At 51.6% G+C, this 18,727-nt stretch carries 14 protein-coding genes and 1 pseudogene; 4 read left to right on the top strand and 11 right to left on the bottom strand.

Annotated features, from left to right (window positions below; all coding sequences use genetic code 11):
* Positions 1-21 precede the first annotated feature (21 nt).
* On the top strand, positions 22-1,440 hold the full coding sequence (locus V3U24_09740) for a tryptophanase (protein MEE9167721.1): 1,419 nt from the start codon (positions 22-24) through the stop codon (positions 1,438-1,440).
* A 111-nt stretch (positions 1,441-1,551) separates the two neighbouring features.
* Positions 1,552-2,727 carry a dipeptidase gene (locus tag V3U24_09735; protein ID MEE9167720.1) on the top strand — a complete coding sequence of 392 codons (1,176 nt, stop codon included), beginning with the start codon at positions 1,552-1,554 and terminating at the stop codon, positions 2,725-2,727.
* A 54-nt stretch (positions 2,728-2,781) separates the two neighbouring features.
* Here V3U24_09735 and V3U24_09730 read toward each other — a convergent pair.
* Both V3U24_09730 and V3U24_09725 read right to left on the bottom strand, forming a co-directional pair.
* Positions 2,782-3,103, bottom strand: a pseudogene (locus V3U24_09730) (four helix bundle protein).
* A 113-nt stretch (positions 3,104-3,216) separates the two neighbouring features.
* Positions 3,217-4,845, bottom strand: coding sequence for a M28 family peptidase (locus V3U24_09725; protein MEE9167719.1), 1,629 nt, complete (start codon positions 4,843-4,845; stop codon positions 3,217-3,219).
* A gap of 93 nt (positions 4,846-4,938) precedes the next feature.
* On the opposite strand from V3U24_09725, the gene fabG reads away from it, so the two are divergent.
* Positions 4,939-5,682 (top strand): 3-oxoacyl-ACP reductase FabG, encoded by a 744-nt coding sequence (gene fabG, locus V3U24_09720; protein ID MEE9167718.1) that lies wholly within the window; start codon positions 4,939-4,941, stop codon positions 5,680-5,682.
* Between the two features lie 2 nt (positions 5,683-5,684).
* Here fabG and V3U24_09715 read toward each other — a convergent pair whose 3' ends face one another.
* A complete protein-coding gene (locus tag V3U24_09715; GenBank protein ID MEE9167717.1) occupies positions 5,685-6,227 on the bottom strand; it encodes a hypothetical protein in 543 nt (180 codons plus the stop codon).
* Positions 6,228-6,288: 61 nt separating this feature from the next.
* Complete coding sequence (gene ppdK / locus V3U24_09710; GenBank protein ID MEE9167716.1) at positions 6,289-8,991, bottom strand: pyruvate, phosphate dikinase; 2,703 nt, start codon at positions 8,989-8,991, stop codon at positions 6,289-6,291.
* A 200-nt stretch (positions 8,992-9,191) separates the two neighbouring features.
* Here ppdK and V3U24_09705 point away from each other — a divergent pair, with 200 nt between their 5' ends.
* Positions 9,192-11,093: an acetoacetate--CoA ligase gene (locus V3U24_09705; protein ID MEE9167715.1), complete on the top strand. Its 1,902-nt coding sequence runs from the start codon at positions 9,192-9,194 to the stop codon at positions 11,091-11,093.
* On the opposite strand, the gene V3U24_09700 is transcribed toward V3U24_09705, so the two are convergent.
* From V3U24_09700 to V3U24_09670, 7 genes are all read right to left on the bottom strand, one after another.
* Positions 11,082-11,660, bottom strand: coding sequence for a biotin transporter BioY (locus tag V3U24_09700; GenBank protein ID MEE9167714.1), 579 nt, complete (start codon positions 11,658-11,660; stop codon positions 11,082-11,084). The two genes, V3U24_09705 and V3U24_09700, sit on opposite strands and share 12 nt — an antisense overlap.
* A gap of 55 nt (positions 11,661-11,715) precedes the next feature.
* On the bottom strand, positions 11,716-13,254 hold the full coding sequence (purH, locus tag V3U24_09695; protein MEE9167713.1) for a bifunctional phosphoribosylaminoimidazolecarboxamide formyltransferase/IMP cyclohydrolase: 1,539 nt from the start codon (positions 13,252-13,254) through the stop codon (positions 11,716-11,718).
* Positions 13,251-13,865, bottom strand: a complete 615-nt coding sequence (gene purN, locus V3U24_09690) for a phosphoribosylglycinamide formyltransferase (protein ID MEE9167712.1) — start codon at positions 13,863-13,865, stop codon at positions 13,251-13,253. Before purN ends, purH begins: the two co-directional genes overlap by 4 nt.
* A 199-nt stretch (positions 13,866-14,064) precedes the next feature.
* Positions 14,065-15,423, bottom strand: coding sequence for a phosphoribosylamine--glycine ligase (purD, locus tag V3U24_09685; protein MEE9167711.1), 1,359 nt, complete (start codon positions 15,421-15,423; stop codon positions 14,065-14,067).
* Positions 15,424-15,576: 153 nt separating this feature from the next.
* A complete protein-coding gene (purF, locus tag V3U24_09680; protein ID MEE9167710.1) occupies positions 15,577-17,052 on the bottom strand; it encodes an amidophosphoribosyltransferase in 1,476 nt (491 codons plus the stop codon).
* Between the two features lie 5 nt (positions 17,053-17,057).
* Positions 17,058-18,404, bottom strand: coding sequence for an adenylosuccinate lyase (purB, locus tag V3U24_09675; protein MEE9167709.1), 1,347 nt, complete (start codon positions 18,402-18,404; stop codon positions 17,058-17,060).
* A gap of 20 nt (positions 18,405-18,424) precedes the next feature.
* On the bottom strand, positions 18,425-18,589 hold the full coding sequence (locus V3U24_09670) for a GxxExxY protein (protein MEE9167708.1): 165 nt from the start codon (positions 18,587-18,589) through the stop codon (positions 18,425-18,427).
* Positions 18,590-18,727: the final 138 nt, after the last annotated feature.

Raw genomic sequence — 18,727 nt, 5'->3', positions numbered from 1 at the left:
TGGAGATTTCGGCGGGATAACGTGGGAAAAGAAGAGATCCATCAGTTGAACAAAGCTGGGACCACTTTCCGAACCATAATCGAGCCGTTCAAGATCAAATCGGTCGAGCCGATCCGGATGACCACTCGCCAACACCGGGAGAAAGTGCTCAAACAGGCAGATTACAATGTCTTCCAGATTGATGCCCAGGATGTGATTATCGATCTTCTCACCGACAGCGGCACCGGTGCCATGAGTGCCAACCAGTGGAGTGCTATTATGCGGGGCGACGAGGCCTATGCGGGGAGCGAGAGTTACCGGCGATTTGAAAATGTGGTGAAGGAAATCTTCGGATTCAAGCATGTCATTCCAACCCATCAGGGACGGGCCGCTGAGCGCATTCTCTTTTCAGCCGCATGCAGCGCGGGCGATGTGGTTCCCAATAATTCACATTTCGACACTACCCGGGCCAATATCGAATTCAGGGGTGCCATCGCCGAAGATTTGGTCATTGACGAAGGGAAGGATCCTCAGAACCCATATCCGTTCAAGGGAAACATGGACGTGGATAAGCTGGAATCATTGATTAAAAAGGTAGGGAGAGAAAAGATTCCCCTCTGCATGCTGACGGTTACGAACAACTCAGGTGGGGGACAACCAGTATCGATGGAGAATATTCGCAACGTTAAGGAGATTCTTTCCAGGCATGATATTCCCCTTTATTTTGATGCCTGCAGATTCGCTGAGAATGCTTACCTGATTAAGCTTCGCGAAAGGGGATATGGGAATAAGCCTGTCTGGGAAATCGTCCGAGAAATGATGAGCTACGGAGAGGGCTGTACCATGAGCGCGAAGAAGGACGGCCTGGCAAATATTGGTGGCTTTCTGTGCACCAATAGTGACCATCTTGCCCGCGAGGAGAGAAATCTTCTCATCCTGACAGAGGGCTTCCCCACCTATGGGGGACTGGCAGGAAGGGATCTGGAAGCCGTTGCCGTGGGACTCAAAGAAGTCCTCCGTGAAGAATATCTTATTTACCGGGTTGCGGAAACACAGTATCTCGGGAAGTTTCTGGAAGAGTCGGGCTTCCCTATCGTCCAGCCGCCCGGCGCCCATGCGATCTATATCGATGCAAAAGCGAGTTTACCTCACATTCCTTCCCTGGAATATCCCGGAGAAGCTCTGGTGGTTGAACTGTATCGGGTGGGTGGAATACGGACAGGGGAGATCGGTTCGGTGATGTTCGGGAAGGTGGACCCTAAGACGGGAGAGGAAACGCCAGCGGAGATGGAACTGGTGAGACTCGCTATTCCCCGAAGAGTGTATACACAAAGCCATATCGATTATGTGATTGAAGCGTGTAAACGCGTCTGGGAAAAACGGGAACAGCTCAGAGGTTTTCGCATTGTGGAGCAGGCGAAGTTCCTGAGGCATTTCACCGCAAAGTTTGAGCCCGTCTAGAGGGATTGTTTCCCCGACTCCGTAAATAGATGGTGGCAAACCCGTTGAGATGAGAATTTGACAGAGATAATTCCGAGAAGATCTGGCATTAGAAAAGGGAGGAAGCATGTCATGAAAAGGACGGTCACGCCAGTTTTCTTGTCCTTATGCGCATTCTTGGCCTGCACCGAATCGGTACAGGATTTCCATGACCGGGCATATGTGGCAGACACCCATAACGACGTTCTTCTCCGTGTGATGAGGGGCGAAGACATTACGCAGTGGACATCATCGGGTCATTCGGATATTCCCAGGCTACTGGCGGGGGGAGTGGATGTCCAGGTTTTCTCCGTCTGGATCAACCCCTCTTTCTTCCCCCTGGATAGTTCTTTTGAGCAGGCGAATGCCGAGATTGATGCCCTGTATGAACTTGAGGGGAAAGCGCCGGGGAAATTTGAAATGGCAAAAACATACGATGACCTATTGGCAATCGAGGAGACGGGAAAACTGGCGGCCGTTATCGGTGTGGAAGGAGGCCATCATATTGAGAATAGTCTTGAAAACCTGGAACACCTATTCAACCGGGGCATGCGATATCTCACACTCACCTGGAACAATTCCACCACGTGGGCCACTTCTGCCAGGGATGAGGCGGAGGAGGAGGACCTCCCTTTTCTCGGTTTGACGGATTTTGGGCGCGAGATTGTCCAGACTTGCAATGACCTGGGGGTAATTGTGGATGTCTCACATGTGGGGGAACGGACCTTCTGGGACATCATGCAAACAACGTCAAAGCCGGTAATCGCCTCCCATTCTTCCGCCTACGCCCTCTGTCCTCACTACCGGAATCTGAAGGACGATCAGCTCCTCGCTGTGAAGGAAAATGGTGGGGTCGTATTTGTCAATTTCTACCCGAGCTTTATTGACAGCACGTTCTCTGCACGAGCGGATCAAGTGGAAGAGGATTACGCGAATGAACTGGATTCCCTCAGAGCTCTTTATGATGAGGATTCAGATGACTTCTGGGGAGCCCGCATAGAGGTGCTTGAAGAACCACTCGCCAAAGTGGCACCGCCCATTGACATTCTCATAGACCACATCGACCACATCGTCCGGCTTACCGGTGCGGACCATGTGGGGCTTGGATCGGATTTTGACGGCATTTCCGTCCCCCCTCAGGGATTGGAAGACTGTACGAAGTTTCCCGCGATTACAGAGAAACTTCTGGATCGGGGCTATTCCAAGAGTGATGTTCGCAAGATTCTCGGGGAAAACTTCAAGCGAGTGTTTAAGGAAGTTGTTGGTTGAACTGGAAGTTGATGACTGGGAGACCAGGGGAATGGGAGAGAGGGAGACTGGGAGCTATACCTTCAATATCCACTTCTTGGGATTATTAATCATGGTGACCAGCTTACCAATACTGTTGTCGTACTGTTTGTAGATCTTGTTGGCGGCGTTCTCCGTTATATATCTGCATTTGAGGGCGAATTCGACCCACACCTGAGTCCCGGCCGCTTCGGATTCTGCATCGCTCAGTTTTGCAATGAATGCAGCCTTATATCTTCCGCTTGCGGTACGCTTCCGCCGTGTTGGAACACGCGGAACGAGAGGATCTGCGAATTTCGTCTATCAAGGAACATCTTTCTTCTACAGGAAATTCGCTCGTGATCTCAAAGATTTCCATAGCCACATCAAAGGCCAGCGCGTATACATGCAGATCCCTGTCTGATCTTATCTCGGTTACCAGGTCTACTTTGTCCTTCTTCGCCCCTTCACCTCGTCTCTCTGTCTCTTTGTCTAGAACATAATCTTATCCGGAAGCTCGGGATATTGGCCGGCATTCTTTCTCGGCCGCGTGATGTTTTGTGTGACGCCCCATCCTGTGAGGAAGACCAGCCGGGCCACTTTGTCCAGCTTTTCGAAATTGATTTTGTCGACGGTGTCCGTCGGCTTATGATAGTCTTTATGCACCCCGGAAAAATAAAAAATCACCGGGATGTCATTTTTTGCGAAATTATAGTGGTCACTCCGGTAATAGAACCGGTTGGGATCATCCAGAGAGTTATACCGGTAATTGAGATGAAGTTCCTTGACCTTGGTGGCGGCGAATTCGTTTATTCGATGGAGGTCTTCGCTCATCATATTCGAGCCGATGACATAAATGCTGTCAGGTGCATTCCGGCCCACCATATCGATGTTTAGGTTCGCCACGGTGCTTTCCAGGGACATAAGAGGGTGTCCTACATAGTATTGGGAGCCTAGTAACCCCTTCTCTTCGCCGGAGACAGCGAGGAACAGATATCCCCTCCTTGGCAATTCCGGATTTGTCGCTACCGCCTCCGCAACCTCCAGGAGGACGCTCGTTCCCGTTCCGTTATCATCGGCGCCATACGAGATGGTTCCTTGTTCGTCTACACCCAGATGATCATAATGAGCGGATATGATGATCATCTCACCACCCGCTTTGGGATCGTTTCCCGGGGAATATCCAGCGACATTCTGGGTCACGAGAGTCTCCTTTTCCACATCAAGGGTAAAACGAATGTATCGATCATGGAGGGTCTGAGAAACGGGGTCCCCTCCGGCGTCCAATTCCGTCTGGAGTTCCTGAAGCGTTTTGCCCGCTCCTTCCAAAATTCGGTCCGCGGTGCGAGTGCTAATAAAGAAAAGGGGCACGGATTTTCCCGAGGTTGGAAGCATCATGCTCTCACGATGTAGCCACCGCTCCCACCCTTTGAACTTCTCGGTGAAAATCCTGTCTAACTTTGGATTTGATGCGACAAGGAGTGCAACGGCCCCTTTTTCTTTGGCCTCTGTCAGCTTTTCCCTCACATTGGAGAAATGGGTGAATTCTTTCCCCTTGAAACGGCGGGCATCATCAAAATCAGGCTCTCCTTCAATGACCAGAGCGATTCTGTGAGAAACCTCTATTCCTGCGTAATCGTCATAGTCGTACTCCGGCGCTACAATTCCGTACCCGGCGAAAACAACCGGTGATTGAATCTCCAACTTGCTGGTCAAGTTGCGGGTGGAGAGGAAGTAATCTTCCTTATATTGAAAGATTTCTTTCAGCTGACTTGCCCCCTCCTCATACAAAAGGGCGAGAGTGGGATCCTCTCCCAGGCGGCTCTTCAAGACTTCATACTGCTGGAAAAAAGACCCGTCCGGATTCAGAGAGGTGAGTCCGATTCGTCGAAATTGAGAGGCGATATAGTGGGCCGCCACCTGAAGACCGCGATGGCCGGTTTCTCTTCCTTCCGTTGCGTCTGAAGCGAGAAATATGAGATGAGCTTCAAGATCACTTTGCGAGATCGACTGGAGGGCTTTTGAGACTTCTGAGACGTCAAAAACAGGGCTGAAGTAGATATCCTCCTGCCCCGGCATGACAAGGGGAAGAAGAAGGAGATAGAGGCAGGCCCGTCGCAAGGTGGGGGGAAGTTACAGTGAGGATGCAAAAGAAAAAAGATTGAAGGTCAGGCAAAAGTATTGCATTATTTCCGGTACTAAGAGGAGACTAAAATGAAGGGACTCAAAGACAAAGTCGTGATCATTACGGGAGGAGGTCAGGGTATAGGGCGAGAGACGGCTTTCCGGTTTGCTCAGGAGGGAGCCAGAGTTGTCGTGGCGGAGGTTAATCAAACGACTGGCGAGAGTGCGGCTCGCGAGATTTCCAGCTCGGGTCCGGAGGCCCTGTTTGTTCATGTGGACATAACCCACAGGGAAAGTGTGCGGCAAATGGTTACATCGATGATGGACAAGTTCGGGTGCATTGACGTTCTGGTGAACAATGCAGGCGTGATACAGGACAAAACGTTGAAGAAGATGACCGATGAAGAATTCGACCGCGTCATCCGGGTAAACCTGAAAGGGACCTTCATTTGCACCCAGGAGGTGGCGCGGGTAATGCGAGAGCAGCAATCGGGGGTGATATTGAATGCCACATCCGTGGTTGCACTTTACGGCAATTTTGGTCAGACCAATTATGTGGCCAGCAAGAGTGGCGTCATCGGGATGACCAGGGTCTGGGCCAGGGAGCTGGGGAAATACGGCATACGGGTGAATGCAGTGGCTCCGGGATTTATCGAGACGGACATGTTGAAGGATATCCCCGAAGAGATAATCGAGGCGAAGGTGAGAAAGATTCCCTTGGAACGGATGGGTCAGCCTGGGGAAGTGGCCAGTGTCTACTGCTTCCTGGCCAGCGACGAGGCCAGTTACATAAACGGGGCTATTATTAACGTTGATGGGGGGATAGTGGTATGAACTTAGGAGATCAGGGGAGTCAAATCTTTGCCAGATATAGAGACCACTTCCGGATTCGCCCAGGTCTCGTTTGTCAGGTCATCGAGGAGAAAAACTTCCTTTCCGAGCTCCAAGCAGCGGAAAAAGAGCTCTTCCAGATTGCCCCCTTCTCTGATATGCAGAAAGAGGAAGCGCCCCATCTGATTTAAGATGAAATCGTCCCGTTTTGTCACCTTTTTTTCATCAATTCGGTTGTCACTCATCCAGGGGGAAATAATAAGAACTTTTCCCCTATCGAGATCTCCCCTCAGGGATTTTGACACCCTGAAGCTATGAATTCCTTTAGCGAGAACGTAAATGATGTTGGACGGCGATCCCGGTCTCCTCGCCTTGAGTAACGCCTTTTCAAGTTTTGACTGCCACCCGCCAGCGAGAGTAACAGGCGATTCCATGAGGGGATTAACAAGGCTAAGAACTGAATTATGAACAGAGATCGGAATGTCCCGGGAGCCATAAATAGCGATTGGATTGTCGTCAAGAAGATCCGTGTTACCAAGATGATACATGGTGTCTTATCTCGGTTGAAGAAGTCAGGACAGTCTCGGTGAACTCCGTGTAATCTGTGGTTTACTTATTTCGAATGGCTGCCTGGGCAGCCGCGAGCCGGGCGATGGGCACACGGAAAGGAGAGCAGCTCACGTAATCGAGGCCGGCACGGTGGCAGAAATCGATGGAATCGGGGTCGCCCCCGTGTTCACCGCAGATTCCCACCTTCAAGTCATCCTTGACTGACCTGCCTCTATCCACACCCAGCTGGACCAGCTGTCCGACTCCCGCCTGATCCAGTGATTGGAAAGGATCATGGGGAAGGATCTTCTGCTCCAGATAGGTAGGCAGAAAGCCCCCGATGTCGTCGCGGGAAAATCCATATGTTGTCTGTGTCAAGTCATTGGTTCCGAATGAAAAAAATTCAGCCTCTTTGGCAATCTCATCGGCCGTGAGAGCCGCCCTGGGGAGCTCGATCATGGTCCCAACAAGATAGTCAAACTCCTGTCCTGTTTCATTCATCACTTTTTCTGCCGTTTGACGGATGATTTTCTCTTGATGTTTGAACTCGGCCGCCGTTGCTATGAGAGGAACCATGACCTCTGGCTTGGCTTCCACACCCTCTTTCGTGAGCCGGGCAGTGGCCTCGAAGATGGCCCGGGCCTGCATTTCAGTAATCTCAGGATAGGAAATTCCCAGGCGGCATCCCCGGTGCCCCAGCATGGGGTTGAGCTCGTGGAGTGACTGGATTCGAGCCTGCAGGTTGGCTTCGTCCACACCCAGTTCCGTCGCCAGTTGCGCTGTCTTCTCTTCCGTAAGATTCACGAATTCATGGAGGGGAGGATCGAGAAGGCGGATGGTCACGGGAAGTCCCTCCATGGCTTTAAGGATCGCGTAGAAGTCCTTCCGTTGGTAGGGGAGGAGTTTCATGACGGCTTTCCGCCGCTCCTCTTGCGAGGCGGCGACGATCATTTCGCGTATCGCCGAGATCCTGTCCGGGTCAAAAAACATATGTTCCGTTCGACAGAGACCGATACCCTCAGCGCCAAAAGTTCGGGCCTGCTTCGCGTCTTCTGTCCGGTCCGCATTTGTGCGGACACCCAGCACCCGGACTTCGTCGGCGAGTTTCATCAGTGGCCGGAAGGATTCATTATGTACTGGATCCGCCTGAACCAGCGGCAGCTCACCCAGATAGACATTTCCTTTGGTGCCGTTCAAGGTGATCCAATCCCCTTCTTTCAACACCTTTCCATTTACGTGGATCGTTTTCTTCCGGCGATTGATATTGAGCGCTCCGCATCCGACGATGCAGCATTTCCCCCATCCTCTGGCCACAAGGGCGGCGTGGCTTGTCATGCCCCCCTTTGCGGTCAGGATACCCTCAGCCACGTGCATGCCATGTACGTCCTCAGGAGAAGTTTCATTGCGAACAAGGACCACCTTTTTTCCGTCGTTGGTCCACGATTCTGCGTCATCGGCTGTGAAAACGATCTGGCCCAGAGCACCGCCGGGTCCAGCCGGAAGACCGTCGGCCAGAAACGCAGCTGACTCCTCGGCGACCGGATCCACCATGGGATGGAGAAGCTCATCCAGTTGAGAGGGTTTGACTCTCATTAAGGCTTCTTCCTTTGAAATCAATTCTTGATGATGCATATCCACAGCCATCTTAACCGCCGCAACGCCGTTGCGCTTGCCGACGCGCGTTTGGAGCATCCATAAACGGCCTTCTTCAATGGTGAATTCGATGTCCTGCATGTCCCGGTAGTGAGTGTCAAGCCTCCTCTGGATGTCATCGAGGGCCGAATACGGCCCGGGCATTGCTTCTTCGAGAGAAGGAAGATCCCGGTTCTTTTCTGTCTTTCCGTCAATATTAAGGGGATTGGGGGTGCGAATGCCAGCCACCACATCTTCCCCCTGGGCATTGGGCAACCATTCACCGTAAAAGACATTTTGGCCCGTCGCAGGATTGCGGGTAAATCCCACTCCTGTGGCGCTCTCTTCTCCCATGTTTCCGAAAACCATGGATTGGACGTTCACGGCGGTTCCCCAGCTATCGGGCAGTCCCTCGATCCGCCGGTAGGCTACCGCCCGTTTCCCGTTCCAGGATTGGAAGACAGCCCCAATCGCTCCCCAGAGTTGTTCATAGGAATCATCAGGGAACTCGGCACCTAAAACGTGGCTGATTCTTTCCTTGAATTTTTCCGACAGGGTCTGCCAGTCATGGGCATCCAGTTCAATATCTTGATGCACCCCTTTGTCTTCTTTGTGCAGCTCAATAAGCTCTTCAAGCTGCTCACGGATGCCGAGGCCCTCTTTGGGTGTAATGCCCCCGGCTTTTTCCATGACAACGTCGGAGTACATCATCATAAGGCGTCGATAGGCGTCGAAAACGAAGCGGGGATTATTCGTTTTCTTGATGAGGCCAGGAATGGTTCGAGTAGTCAGACCCACATTCAAAACGGTTTCCATCATGCCCGGCATAGAGGCCCGGGCACCCGAACGCACTGAGAAAAGAAGGGGATTATTAGAATCCCCGAATTTCCGCGCCATAATCCGTTCCGTTTTTTCTATGGCGGAATCGACATCTTCTGCCAGTTCAGCGGGGTACGTCCGGTCGCGATTGCTGTAGTAGCGGCACACTTCCGTCGTGAGGGTAAAACCAGGTGGGACGGGGATAGCCAGATTGGTCATCTCTGCAATATTGGCCCCTTTGCCTCCGAGGAGTTCTTTCATGTTGGCACTACCTTCGGCCTGACCGTCACCGAAAAAGTAGATATATTTCAACGTGGACTTCTCTCCGTACGTTTTCTTAATCTGGGTTCCACGACCGGAAAATTTAGAGCATGCAAAAGAAGCATACAAACCGTATTTGAGTTGATTTTATAACGAGAAGTCGGTACCATTTGTCCAACTGCTGAAGGGAAGGAGGGGCAATGTCAGATATTATGTGGAGTCCAAACTCCAGGGCGATGAGACGATCGCAGATGGATAAGTTTCGCCGTTTCGTCAACGAGCGGCGCGGATTGGATCACCTGAACTACCATCAGTTGTACGACTGGTCGGTGAATTTCATTGGTGAGTTCTGGGCGGATATGTGGGAGTTTGGCGAGATCATCTCTTCTCAATCATATCATGAGGTAGTTGACGATCCGGGAAAGATGCCCGGAGCGAAATGGTTCTCTGGGGCCCGTCTCAATTTTGCGGAAAACCTTCTTCGCTTCCGTGATGCCCAGACCGCGGTGGTTTTCCGGGGAGAAGGTCAGCCCGATCGGGAACTAACCTATGGTGAGCTGCACCAGGAAGTTTCAAGAATCGGTCATGCTTTGAGAGAACTCGGAGTCACCGCAGGAGACCGGGTAGCCGGTTTTATGCCCAATCTTCCGGAGACTGTTGTTGCCATGTTGGCCACGGCGTCCATCGGGGCCGTCTGGAGTTCTTCGTCTCCCGATTTCGGGATTCGCGGTGTCCTCGATAGATTCAGTCAGATTCAACCGAAGGTTCTCTTCTCGGCAAATGGCTACTATTACAATGGCAAGCCCATCGACAGTCTGGAGAAACTGCGGGGTATTCTGAGTGAACTACCGGATGTCGAAAGGGTTGTGGTGGTTCCCTACACGCAGGAGCGAGAAGACATTTCGGGCATAAGGAATGGTATTCATTACCGGGATTTCCGTCCTGACGATGAGGTTCCTGAACTGCCATTTGAACAGCTGCCCTTCGACCATCCCCTATACATCATGTATTCTTCCGGCACGACAGGCCTGCCCAAATCGATGGTCCACGGAGCCGGTGGCACCCTCATCCAGCATCTGAAAGAACTTCGTCTTCACACCGATCTCAGACGGGAGGACACCATTTTCTATTTCACTACCTGTGGGTGGATGATGTGGAACTGGTTGGTGAGCTCCCTGGCCGTGGGTGCCACGGTGGTTCTTTTCGATGGTTCCCCCTTCTATCCCGATGCCGGGGCCATGTGGCGGATGGCTGAGGAGCTGGGAATTACGGTCTTCGGAACGAGCGCCAAGTTCATCTCGGCCTGCGAGGCGGAAGGCGTGAAACCGAAAGAGGCATTTAACCTGAGAAAACTGCGGGCCATCCTTTCTACCGGTTCGCCACTGGTGGAAGAGAGCTTCGACTACGTTTACCGGGATATTAAGGAGGATGTGATGCTGTCATCCATCTCCGGCGGGACAGACATCATTTCCTGTTTTGCCCTGGGGAATCCTACCGTGCCCGTATACCGGGGGGAACTTCAGTGCCGGGGACTGGGAATGAAGGTGGACTCCTTTGACCCGCACGGAACAGGACAGACAAACGAGAAAGGAGAACTTGTCTGCGTCTCACCCTTTCCCTCTATGCCCATCTATTTCTGGAATGATCCAGACGGTTCGAAGTACCGAGGTGCCTACTTCGATCTCTTTTCAAATGTCTGGAGCCATGGAGATTATATCACGATAAACGATCATGGAGGTGTCAGGATATTCGGTCGGAGTGATGCCACGTTGAATCCCAGTGGTGTTCGGATCGGAACTGCGGAAATCTACCAGGTTGTGGAAGCTCTGCAGGAGGTGTCAGATAGCCTGGCGGTGGGACAGCAGTGGCGGGGAGATGAAAGGGTGATCCTATTCGTGAAGCTCAACGAAGGTGTGGATCTTACGGACGCCCTTGTTCAACAGATCAGACAGACGATTCGAACTAACTGCTCACCACGTCATGTGCCAGCCAAGATTCTTCCCGTCACAGATATTCCCTACACCATAAACGGGAAAAAAGTGGAAGTTGCCGTGAAAAGGATCATTCACGGTGATGAGGCCCTCAACCGGGATGCCCTGGCAAACCCGGGGTCTCTGGATCTTTATACAGATATCGCTGAGTTAAGAAGCTGACGAATCTTTCCCTATAAGCTTCCAGCCTGAGGGGAGCAATACGGCCGCCAATCCAATCTTCACGATCTCGCCCGGGATAAATGGGAGAAATCCAAGTTCCAGCAGGCGATCTATTCCCGTGAATGGAGCCAGCCAGAAAAGGCCAACAGAGAGAATGGCAAGATTTCCCAGGACCATGGCGAGGATGGTCGTTCCGGTTTTTCGGTCCCACCCTTTTTCTGCCAGCAAACCGGTGATGAACGCTCCGGGGATAAAGCCGAAGAGATAGCCTCCCGTGGGGCCCAGCATGTGGGTAAATCCAAAAGCCCCTCCTGCGAAGACGGGTAGACCAACAAGCCCTTCACAGAGGTAAACCACAATAGCAGCGACGCCCCGGGTTCGGCCCAGCATGGCTCCTGTCAGGAGAACGCCGAGAGTCTGACCCGTGATAGGAACGGGAGTGAAAGGGAGGGAAATCTTGATCTGGGAAAGGAGGGCAATGAACAGGGAACCTCCGACAACGAGTGTCACATCATATACGATTGACCGTCCTCTTACTGAAGGCCTTAAGACATCGGCATATATCATATTCCTTCTCCTCGTTTTATTGCTGGCCAAATCTATGGAGAAGACATCTTCCCCGTCAATGCTTGAAACAGCGCGTTCCCGTGAAGACCATGGCGAGCCCGTGCTCGTCGCAGGCATCAATCACCTCCTGATCTCTAATCGATCCTCCCGGTTGGATCACAGCCCGCAATCCACTATCCGCAATCATATCGATGCTGTCCCGGAATGGGAAAAAGGCATCCGAGGCAAGAACGGCACCCGTGATCCGGTCTCCCGACTTGCGAATCGCGATCTCCACCGCGTCGACCCTTGACACCTGACCGGGACCGATGCCTACCGTGGCATGGTCCTTCGCCGTGAGAATAGCGTTGGACTTCACATGTTTCAGAACCTTCCAGGCGAAGAGCATATCTTCAATCTCTTGCTCTGTCGGCTCCGCCTCGGTCACAGTGTTCAAGTGTTCGAGTATTAACGTGCTAATGTTGGTCTCCTGAACTAAGAGGCCACCATCGACGAATTTGAACTCCACCCTTGAATCCGGTGGGGTGATCTCTCCCACTTCCAACACCCTTAGCTTTTTCTTTGTGCTAAAGATTTCCAGGGCTTCCCGTTCGTAATCTGGGGCGAGGACTATTTCAATGAACACTTTCCTCAAGAATTCCGCGATATCGCTCGTGCATGTCCGGTTCAAGGCAATGATCCCTCCGAACGCGGATAGTGAGTCGGCTTCAAATCCCCGGGTGAAACAATCGGTGATGCCGCTGCCGGTGGCAACACCGCATGGATTGGCGTGCTTCACCACCACGCAGGCAGGTTGGGAGAATTCTCTCAAACACGCCAATGCCTCATCGGCATCCAAAATGTTGTTATAGGAAAGTTTTTTCCCTTGATGGATCTTTGCATTCAGAACGTTCGATCCACTATCGTGGGAGACTCTGAACGCTGCGGCTTTCTGGTGTGGATTTTCTCCGTAACGGAGGTCATAATGCTTATCGAATGTTACCGTGAAAGGATCAGACATTGGTTTATCATTGAGATGATTGTATATGAGTGCGTCGTAGCGGGCCGTATGACCGAAGGCCTTGGCAGAGAGCCTTTTTCGGGTTTCAAACGTCAAGCCCCCTTCAGTTTTGAGTTCACCTAACACGGCTCCGTAATCCTTCGGATCCACCACGATACCTGCCCAACCGACATTCTTTGCAGCGCTTCGAATCATGGAGGGTCCCCCTATGTCAATATTTTCGAGAGCCCTATCAAGGTTAACGTCTTCCTTTGAAACCGTTTCGGCGAAGGGATAGAGATTGCAGACAACCAGATCAATCCAGGCTATGTCGTTCTCCCGGGCGCTCTCGCCATGCTTATCGCGGAGGCCGAGAATGGCGCCGTGAATCTTTGGATGGAGAGTTTTTATGCGACCATTCATTAGCTCAGGAACACCAGTGACATCGGAAACATCCGTAACCGAAATGTCTCTGTCGGTCAGAACCGCGGCTGTACCCCCTGTTGAAATGATCTCAATGCCAAGATCCTTCAAGCCCTTTCCCAACTCGACTATTCCTGATTTGTCGGACACTGAGATCAGGGCACGTTTGATTTGAATACCCTCGGTATTCATAGCGCCCTGGGTTGGCCATAAAGGGCACTGAGTTTTTCTTCCTGGAAGAGTTGGATGGCCTCGACAAAAGCCTTTCCTTCCAGTGCCTGAACTTTTTCTTTCAGGGATTCGGGAGTTTCGTCGGGTTCAACGGAACATGTTTTCTGTACCACAATGGGACCTGCATCCAGGTCTTCTGTCACAAAGTGAATGGTGCAGCCTGTTTCTTTGGCTCTGGCCTTCAGAACTTCCTCGTGAACGTTCATATCCATTCCCCCAGCGAAAGCAGGGAGTAGAGAAGGGTGTACGTTCATGATTCGATTGCGCCATTTCTCGCAAAACCATCCCGAGAGAATGCGCATGAATCCGATGAGCAGAATGAGCTCTACCCCTCTGGCCTCCAATACTCCTGACATTTCAGCGTCGAATTCTTCGCGGACCTTTTCCTTATGACTGATGAATACCGCGTCGATCCCGTGATTCCTCGCCCGTTCCAGGATGTAGGCCTTCTTCCGGTTGCTGATAACGACCTTAACGGAGGCATTGAGCTCCTGCCGGTCTATGGCATCAATCACAGCCTGCAAATCCGTTCCTCTGGTTGATCCCAAAACCCCCAGTTTGATCGCAATCATCTCCTATGCACGGAAACCGTTCAATTCCATAGTGAATTGTTGCTTCGTAGTTATTGCCATACGGCAATAACTACGGAGTTCCTGACGATTATTTTCGTGTCCTAAACCTCTCGATCTTTGACAAAACCTGGTTCCTCTGATTAATCTTCTTTTCTTATGACGGATAACGTGAACACGTTAACACTCTGGCACTCAAGCACTATAATCCTATTGTTCTCCGATAGCGGAGACAGTTGGCATTGCTGTTCTTATGATCGATAAAGGACAGCCTTTTTATATTTCTGTACGCCTTTTTTCGTGCTTCTTCCAGGGAAGCGCCCCCCGCCACCACGTGCAGGGCTCTTCCTCCATAGGTCACCAGGCCTTTTTGGCTGTCTTCGTCAACGCCCGCATAGTAAAGGGCAATACCTCGCTCTAATTTGTCGAGCCCTGTTATCTTATGCCCCTTTCCGTATCTTCCCGGATATCCCTTGTTCCACCCCCTGGACGCTTTGGAGCGTCCCTCCATGGCGATCACATCCACGTAGCATTGATTGTTCCATACCTGTCTGATGGTATCCAATGATCCGTCACACACAGCCATACCAATTTCAAAAAGATCCGTGCTCAGCTTCCGAGCGAGAACCTCCCATTCGGGGTCGCCGTGGCGCACGTTTATTTCAAAGACATCAAGATTATCGTAAGGATCGAGGTTCAATCCCCAATAAAGAACTCCCTTGTATTTCCAGCCAAGATCGTTGTAGAGAGCATCGACAGTGGGATTGACAATTTCTTTAATGATTCGGTTGAGGAGCCAGGGAGTGACCAACTTATGGGGGCAGTAACATCCGGTGCCCCCGGTGTTAGGATTCCCTCCAAATTGCTCAATTAATGTTTTGTCATCCGTATCGAAGGCAGACTTGTAGTCCTCCGCGAACATCCTCAGAGGCATGACATGCTCGCCGTCCAAGTAGGCAAAAAAGGAAATCTCTGTCCCGTATTTTCTTTCTTCAATGACCACCCTGCTGCCCGAGTCGCCAAAGATTCGTTCCACCATGATTCTGTCAATGGCTGTTTCGGCATCCTCGATGTCTTCGCAGACTATCGCTCCTTTTCCCGCCGCCAGACCGTTGGCTTTTACGACCACCTGGTAACCTATGTTGCGGACATACTCCTTGGCCTTTTCCGGGTCATCGAACGTGGCGTACTCCGGTTTGGCAACACCGATTTTGGTCAGAAGGTCATCGGTGAATGCCCGGTCGCTCTCCAGTCTGACGTATTCCTTCTCCGGACCGATTGCCTTGATACCATTCTCGCTCAGGACATCTATGAGACCGTCTTCCAGAGGATTTTCTGATCCCACATCTACCAGGTCTACGCCTTTGTCAACGCAAAAATGGACCACCTCATTGAAGTTCGTCAATGAGACTCGTTCAATAAGTTTTCTCTCCCCTTTTGGGGTATGCAAAACCCCGGGATTCCCCGGGGCGAAATAGACCTTGTCTATGTGCTGGCTGTCTCCGTAGGCGTCAGCGAGACAATGATCTCGGCCTCCAGAGCCGTATACGAGAACTTTCACTCTGTCAGCGCGGAGACAGTGAGACACCGAGGATCACTATAGCTATAACACCCTTCTGACGATTCCATTTTTCAACACCGCTTGGTTGAAGTTAAGAAGAAGTCCGCGTCCCCGCCTGCTCCCGACTAAAAGGAGGGCGGGCAGGTCCGTGGTTTAGTTCTGAGCGCGTTCTCGGATCCTCTTGTTTTCCAGCGTCACGATCTTCACCTCATCCACGTCCCCTGTCACGTAGTTGCCATCGAGGCACGCCATACACGGGAGGTAGATGTCATGTTCACCTTTTCTGGTCACTGCCTCGGCCAGATCATCAATCTCCTGGTACAGAAGTTTGTCGGCTCCCATGTTTTCTCGTATCTCTTCTTCAGACATACGGGATGCGATAAGTTCCGCGCGGGTGGGTACGTCAACCCCGTAAAAGCACGGGGATTTAACGGGAGGACACGCGGCCACAAAATAGACCTCCTTTGCGCCAAACTCCCGGATCATCTTGACAATTTCCTTGCTCGTATTCCCCCGGACAATGCTGTCATCCACAATGAGGACAATCTTGTCACGGATCTCTGTCTCCTGAGGAACGAGCTTATACCGGACAGATCGTCTTCGTTCTTCCTGGCCGGGCATGATGAAGGTACGCCCGATAAATGGATTCTTGTAAAGGCCTTCAGAATAACGCACACCGAGTTCATTGGCAAAAGAAAGGGCAGCGGTGTTGGCGGTGGATGGAGCAGGGATAACGATATCAGGTATGGAGTCTGGATACCTTTCCTTCCAACGATTGGCCAGATTCTGTCCCATGCGAAGTCTCGACCTGTAGACGCTCACGTCATTCATCATGGTATCAGGGCGGGCGAAGTAGACGTATTCAAATACGCAAGGGGTGAACTGGTCCGTCTTGAGAATGCGACTGTACATGGTACGGTCCTCGCTCACGTAGATAATTTCTCCAGGAGCCACATTTCCGGCGTTTTCGAAACCGAGAGCGTAAAACATGGTGGTCTCGGAGGCAAAGATGTAATCGGTGGTGCCGTCCGGATTATGTCGCTCTCCTTTCACCAAGGGGCGAATGCCGTGGGGGTCGCGGAAAACCACCATCCCCTTGCCGATAATCATCCCGATAGCGGAATAGGATCCTGTGAGTTCATTGAAAAGATACTTCCCCGCCTGGCAGATGTGTTCAAAAAAACTGTCTGCCTGGCCGTTGGTCGTGGCGTCATCGAGGGCATCGGCAAACAGGTGAAGGATTACCTCCGTGTCGCTCGTAGAGTTGACGTAACGCTGGTACTTCTCGTCAAGATCTCTTACCAGGTCATCATAGTTTACAATGTTTCCATTATGAGCCATGGCGATTCCGTAGGGCATGCTCGTCCAGAATGGTTGGGCCTCCTCCATACTGAATCCTCCAGCCGTGGGATACCGTGTATGACCGATCCCAATCGTTCCCTGAAGGCGTAGCATATTCGTTTCGTCGAAGATATCTCTGACGAGACCCACACCCTTTTTTGCGTGAAACCGGGTGTCATAGGTCATGATGCCCGCCGCGTCCTGTCCTCGATGCTGAAGATGAATGAGTCCCTCGTACAGCTCGGCAACCACCGGCTTCTGCGAAACGATGCCCACTACTCCGCACATAAGGGCTACCCCTCACCTACAATCTTGGACGCAAGACCGATGTACGTCTCAGGGGAAAGCGCCAGCAACATCTGTTTCTCAGTCTCTGGGAGATTCAGTTGCTCCAGCATGGCGTGCATATCACTCTGGGTGACCCTTTCCTTCCGGATCATTTCTTTGAGCCGCTCGTATGCTTTCTTGTCCCCCGTTTTGCGAAGAACCGTCTGGACCGCTTCCGCCAGAACCTCCCAATGTTCATTGAGCTCTCTCCGGAGATTTTGCTCGTTGATGAAGAGCCTTTTTAATCCCTTTCGAATGTTTTTGCATGCCAGAAGGGCGTGGGCAAGGGGAACACCCTGGTTCCGGATGATGGTACTTCCTGACAGGTCGCGCTGGAGGCGACTGACAGGAAGAGCATTGGCGAGGTGGGAAAGGTAGACGTTAGCCAAACCGAGATTCCCCTCAGCATTTTCAAATTGAATAGGGTTCACCTTGTGGGGCATGGTGCTGGATCCAACCTCTCCCGAGTGCTGCCGTTGATTGAATATGCCTCGGCTCATGTAGAGCCACACATCCCGGCACAGATCCAGGAGTACAGTGTTAATACGAGAGAGTATCTGGTAGCTCTCCGCAAGAGCATCGTTGGCCTCGATCTGCGTGGTTACAAGGTTCGGCTCCATCCCAAAAGACGAAATAAATTTCTTGCTGAAATTTATCCAGTCAATCTCAGGAAAACTGGCAACATGGGCACCCCACGTTCCCGTGGCCCCAGAAAGCTTGCCCTGCAGCTTGTGTCCTTTCATCTGGCGCAGTTGCCGGGCCAGGCGCTGAACATAGACTGCATATTCTTTTCCCAGCGAGGTAGGGGTAGCAGGTTGACCATGTGTCAGCGCCAGGATCGGAGTGTCCCGGTAACTTTCTGCAAAATGTTTCAGCTCACCGATCAAGCCGCTCAAGATGGGGAGGTAGACTTCGGTGATAGCTTCTTGCCACATGAGAGCATAGGCGAGATTGTTGACGTCCTCAGACGTGAGGGCGAAGTGGACCCATTCCTCGTATTCTTCCATGTCGAGCCTGTTGAGTTTTCGCCGAAGGAAGTATTCCACTGCCTTGACATCATGATGGGTCTCTTCTTCAATTTTTTTTATGGACTGAAAATCCCGGGCTGAGAAACTCTGATACAGCAGGCGAAGATCTTTTTGGCGACCCGCGGAAAACGGCGGAAGCTGTGGGATGCCTTTTTCCTTTCCCAGAGCGACAAGATACTCTACTTCCACTTGAATGCGGTATTTCATGAGACCCATTTCTGAAAAGAATGGGATAAGTTCCTCGACCTCATCCCGGTACCGGTCATCAAGGGGTGAGATATTCATTTGATTGTTAGCCACAGAGGTTACAGAGATATTCTTTTGATACCGTCAACGAGTCTCTTTTCGCCAAAATTGATTAAGAGCGCTCGACTAAGATCGGTTGCCTTCAGATATGACAGCGCCTGAGCCATGGCAACTTCAAGAAGGGTTGCCAAGGCCAAGGGTACGATGAACTTCAATGGCAGCACCTATGATTTTCTCAGTTGGCTTATCAGCCATTTTCTATTTCTCTGTGTCCTCTGCGGCAAGATGGAGAATTCGTTGAACGGCGAGGACACAGTTCTCTGGATCCAGAATTGTCAGGACCGGCGTGTCGCTGGGCATCT

The sequence above is a fragment of the Candidatus Neomarinimicrobiota bacterium genome (assembly GCA_036476315.1).
Classification (GTDB): Bacteria; Fidelibacterota; Marinisomatia; order Marinisomatales; family S15-B10; genus JAZGBI01.
This window is presented reverse-complemented; position numbering and strand designations above follow the sequence as displayed.

Excerpts from the sequence above, each read along its gene's own strand:
- V3U24_09735 (MEE9167720.1), top strand. The coding sequence starts at position 1,552 with ATGAAAAGGACGGTCACGCCAGTTTTCTTGTCCTTATGCGCATTCTTG.
- fabG (MEE9167718.1), top strand. The coding sequence starts at position 4,939 with ATGAAGGGACTCAAAGACAAAGTCGTGATCATTACGGGAGGAGGTCAG.
- V3U24_09715 (MEE9167717.1), bottom strand. The coding sequence starts at position 6,227 with ATGTATCATCTTGGTAACACGGATCTTCTTGACGACAATCCAATCGCT.
- V3U24_09705 (MEE9167715.1), top strand. The coding sequence starts at position 9,192 with ATGGATAAGTTTCGCCGTTTCGTCAACGAGCGGCGCGGATTGGATCAC.
- V3U24_09700 (MEE9167714.1), bottom strand. The coding sequence starts at position 11,660 with ATGATATATGCCGATGTCTTAAGGCCTTCAGTAAGAGGACGGTCAATC.
- purH (MEE9167713.1), bottom strand. The coding sequence starts at position 13,254 with ATGAATACCGAGGGTATTCAAATCAAACGTGCCCTGATCTCAGTGTCC.
- purN (MEE9167712.1), bottom strand. The coding sequence starts at position 13,865 with ATGATTGCGATCAAACTGGGGGTTTTGGGATCAACCAGAGGAACGGAT.
- purF (MEE9167710.1), bottom strand. The coding sequence starts at position 17,052 with ATGTGCGGAGTAGTGGGCATCGTTTCGCAGAAGCCGGTGGTTGCCGAG.
- purB (MEE9167709.1), bottom strand. The coding sequence starts at position 18,404 with ATGAATATCTCACCCCTTGATGACCGGTACCGGGATGAGGTCGAGGAA.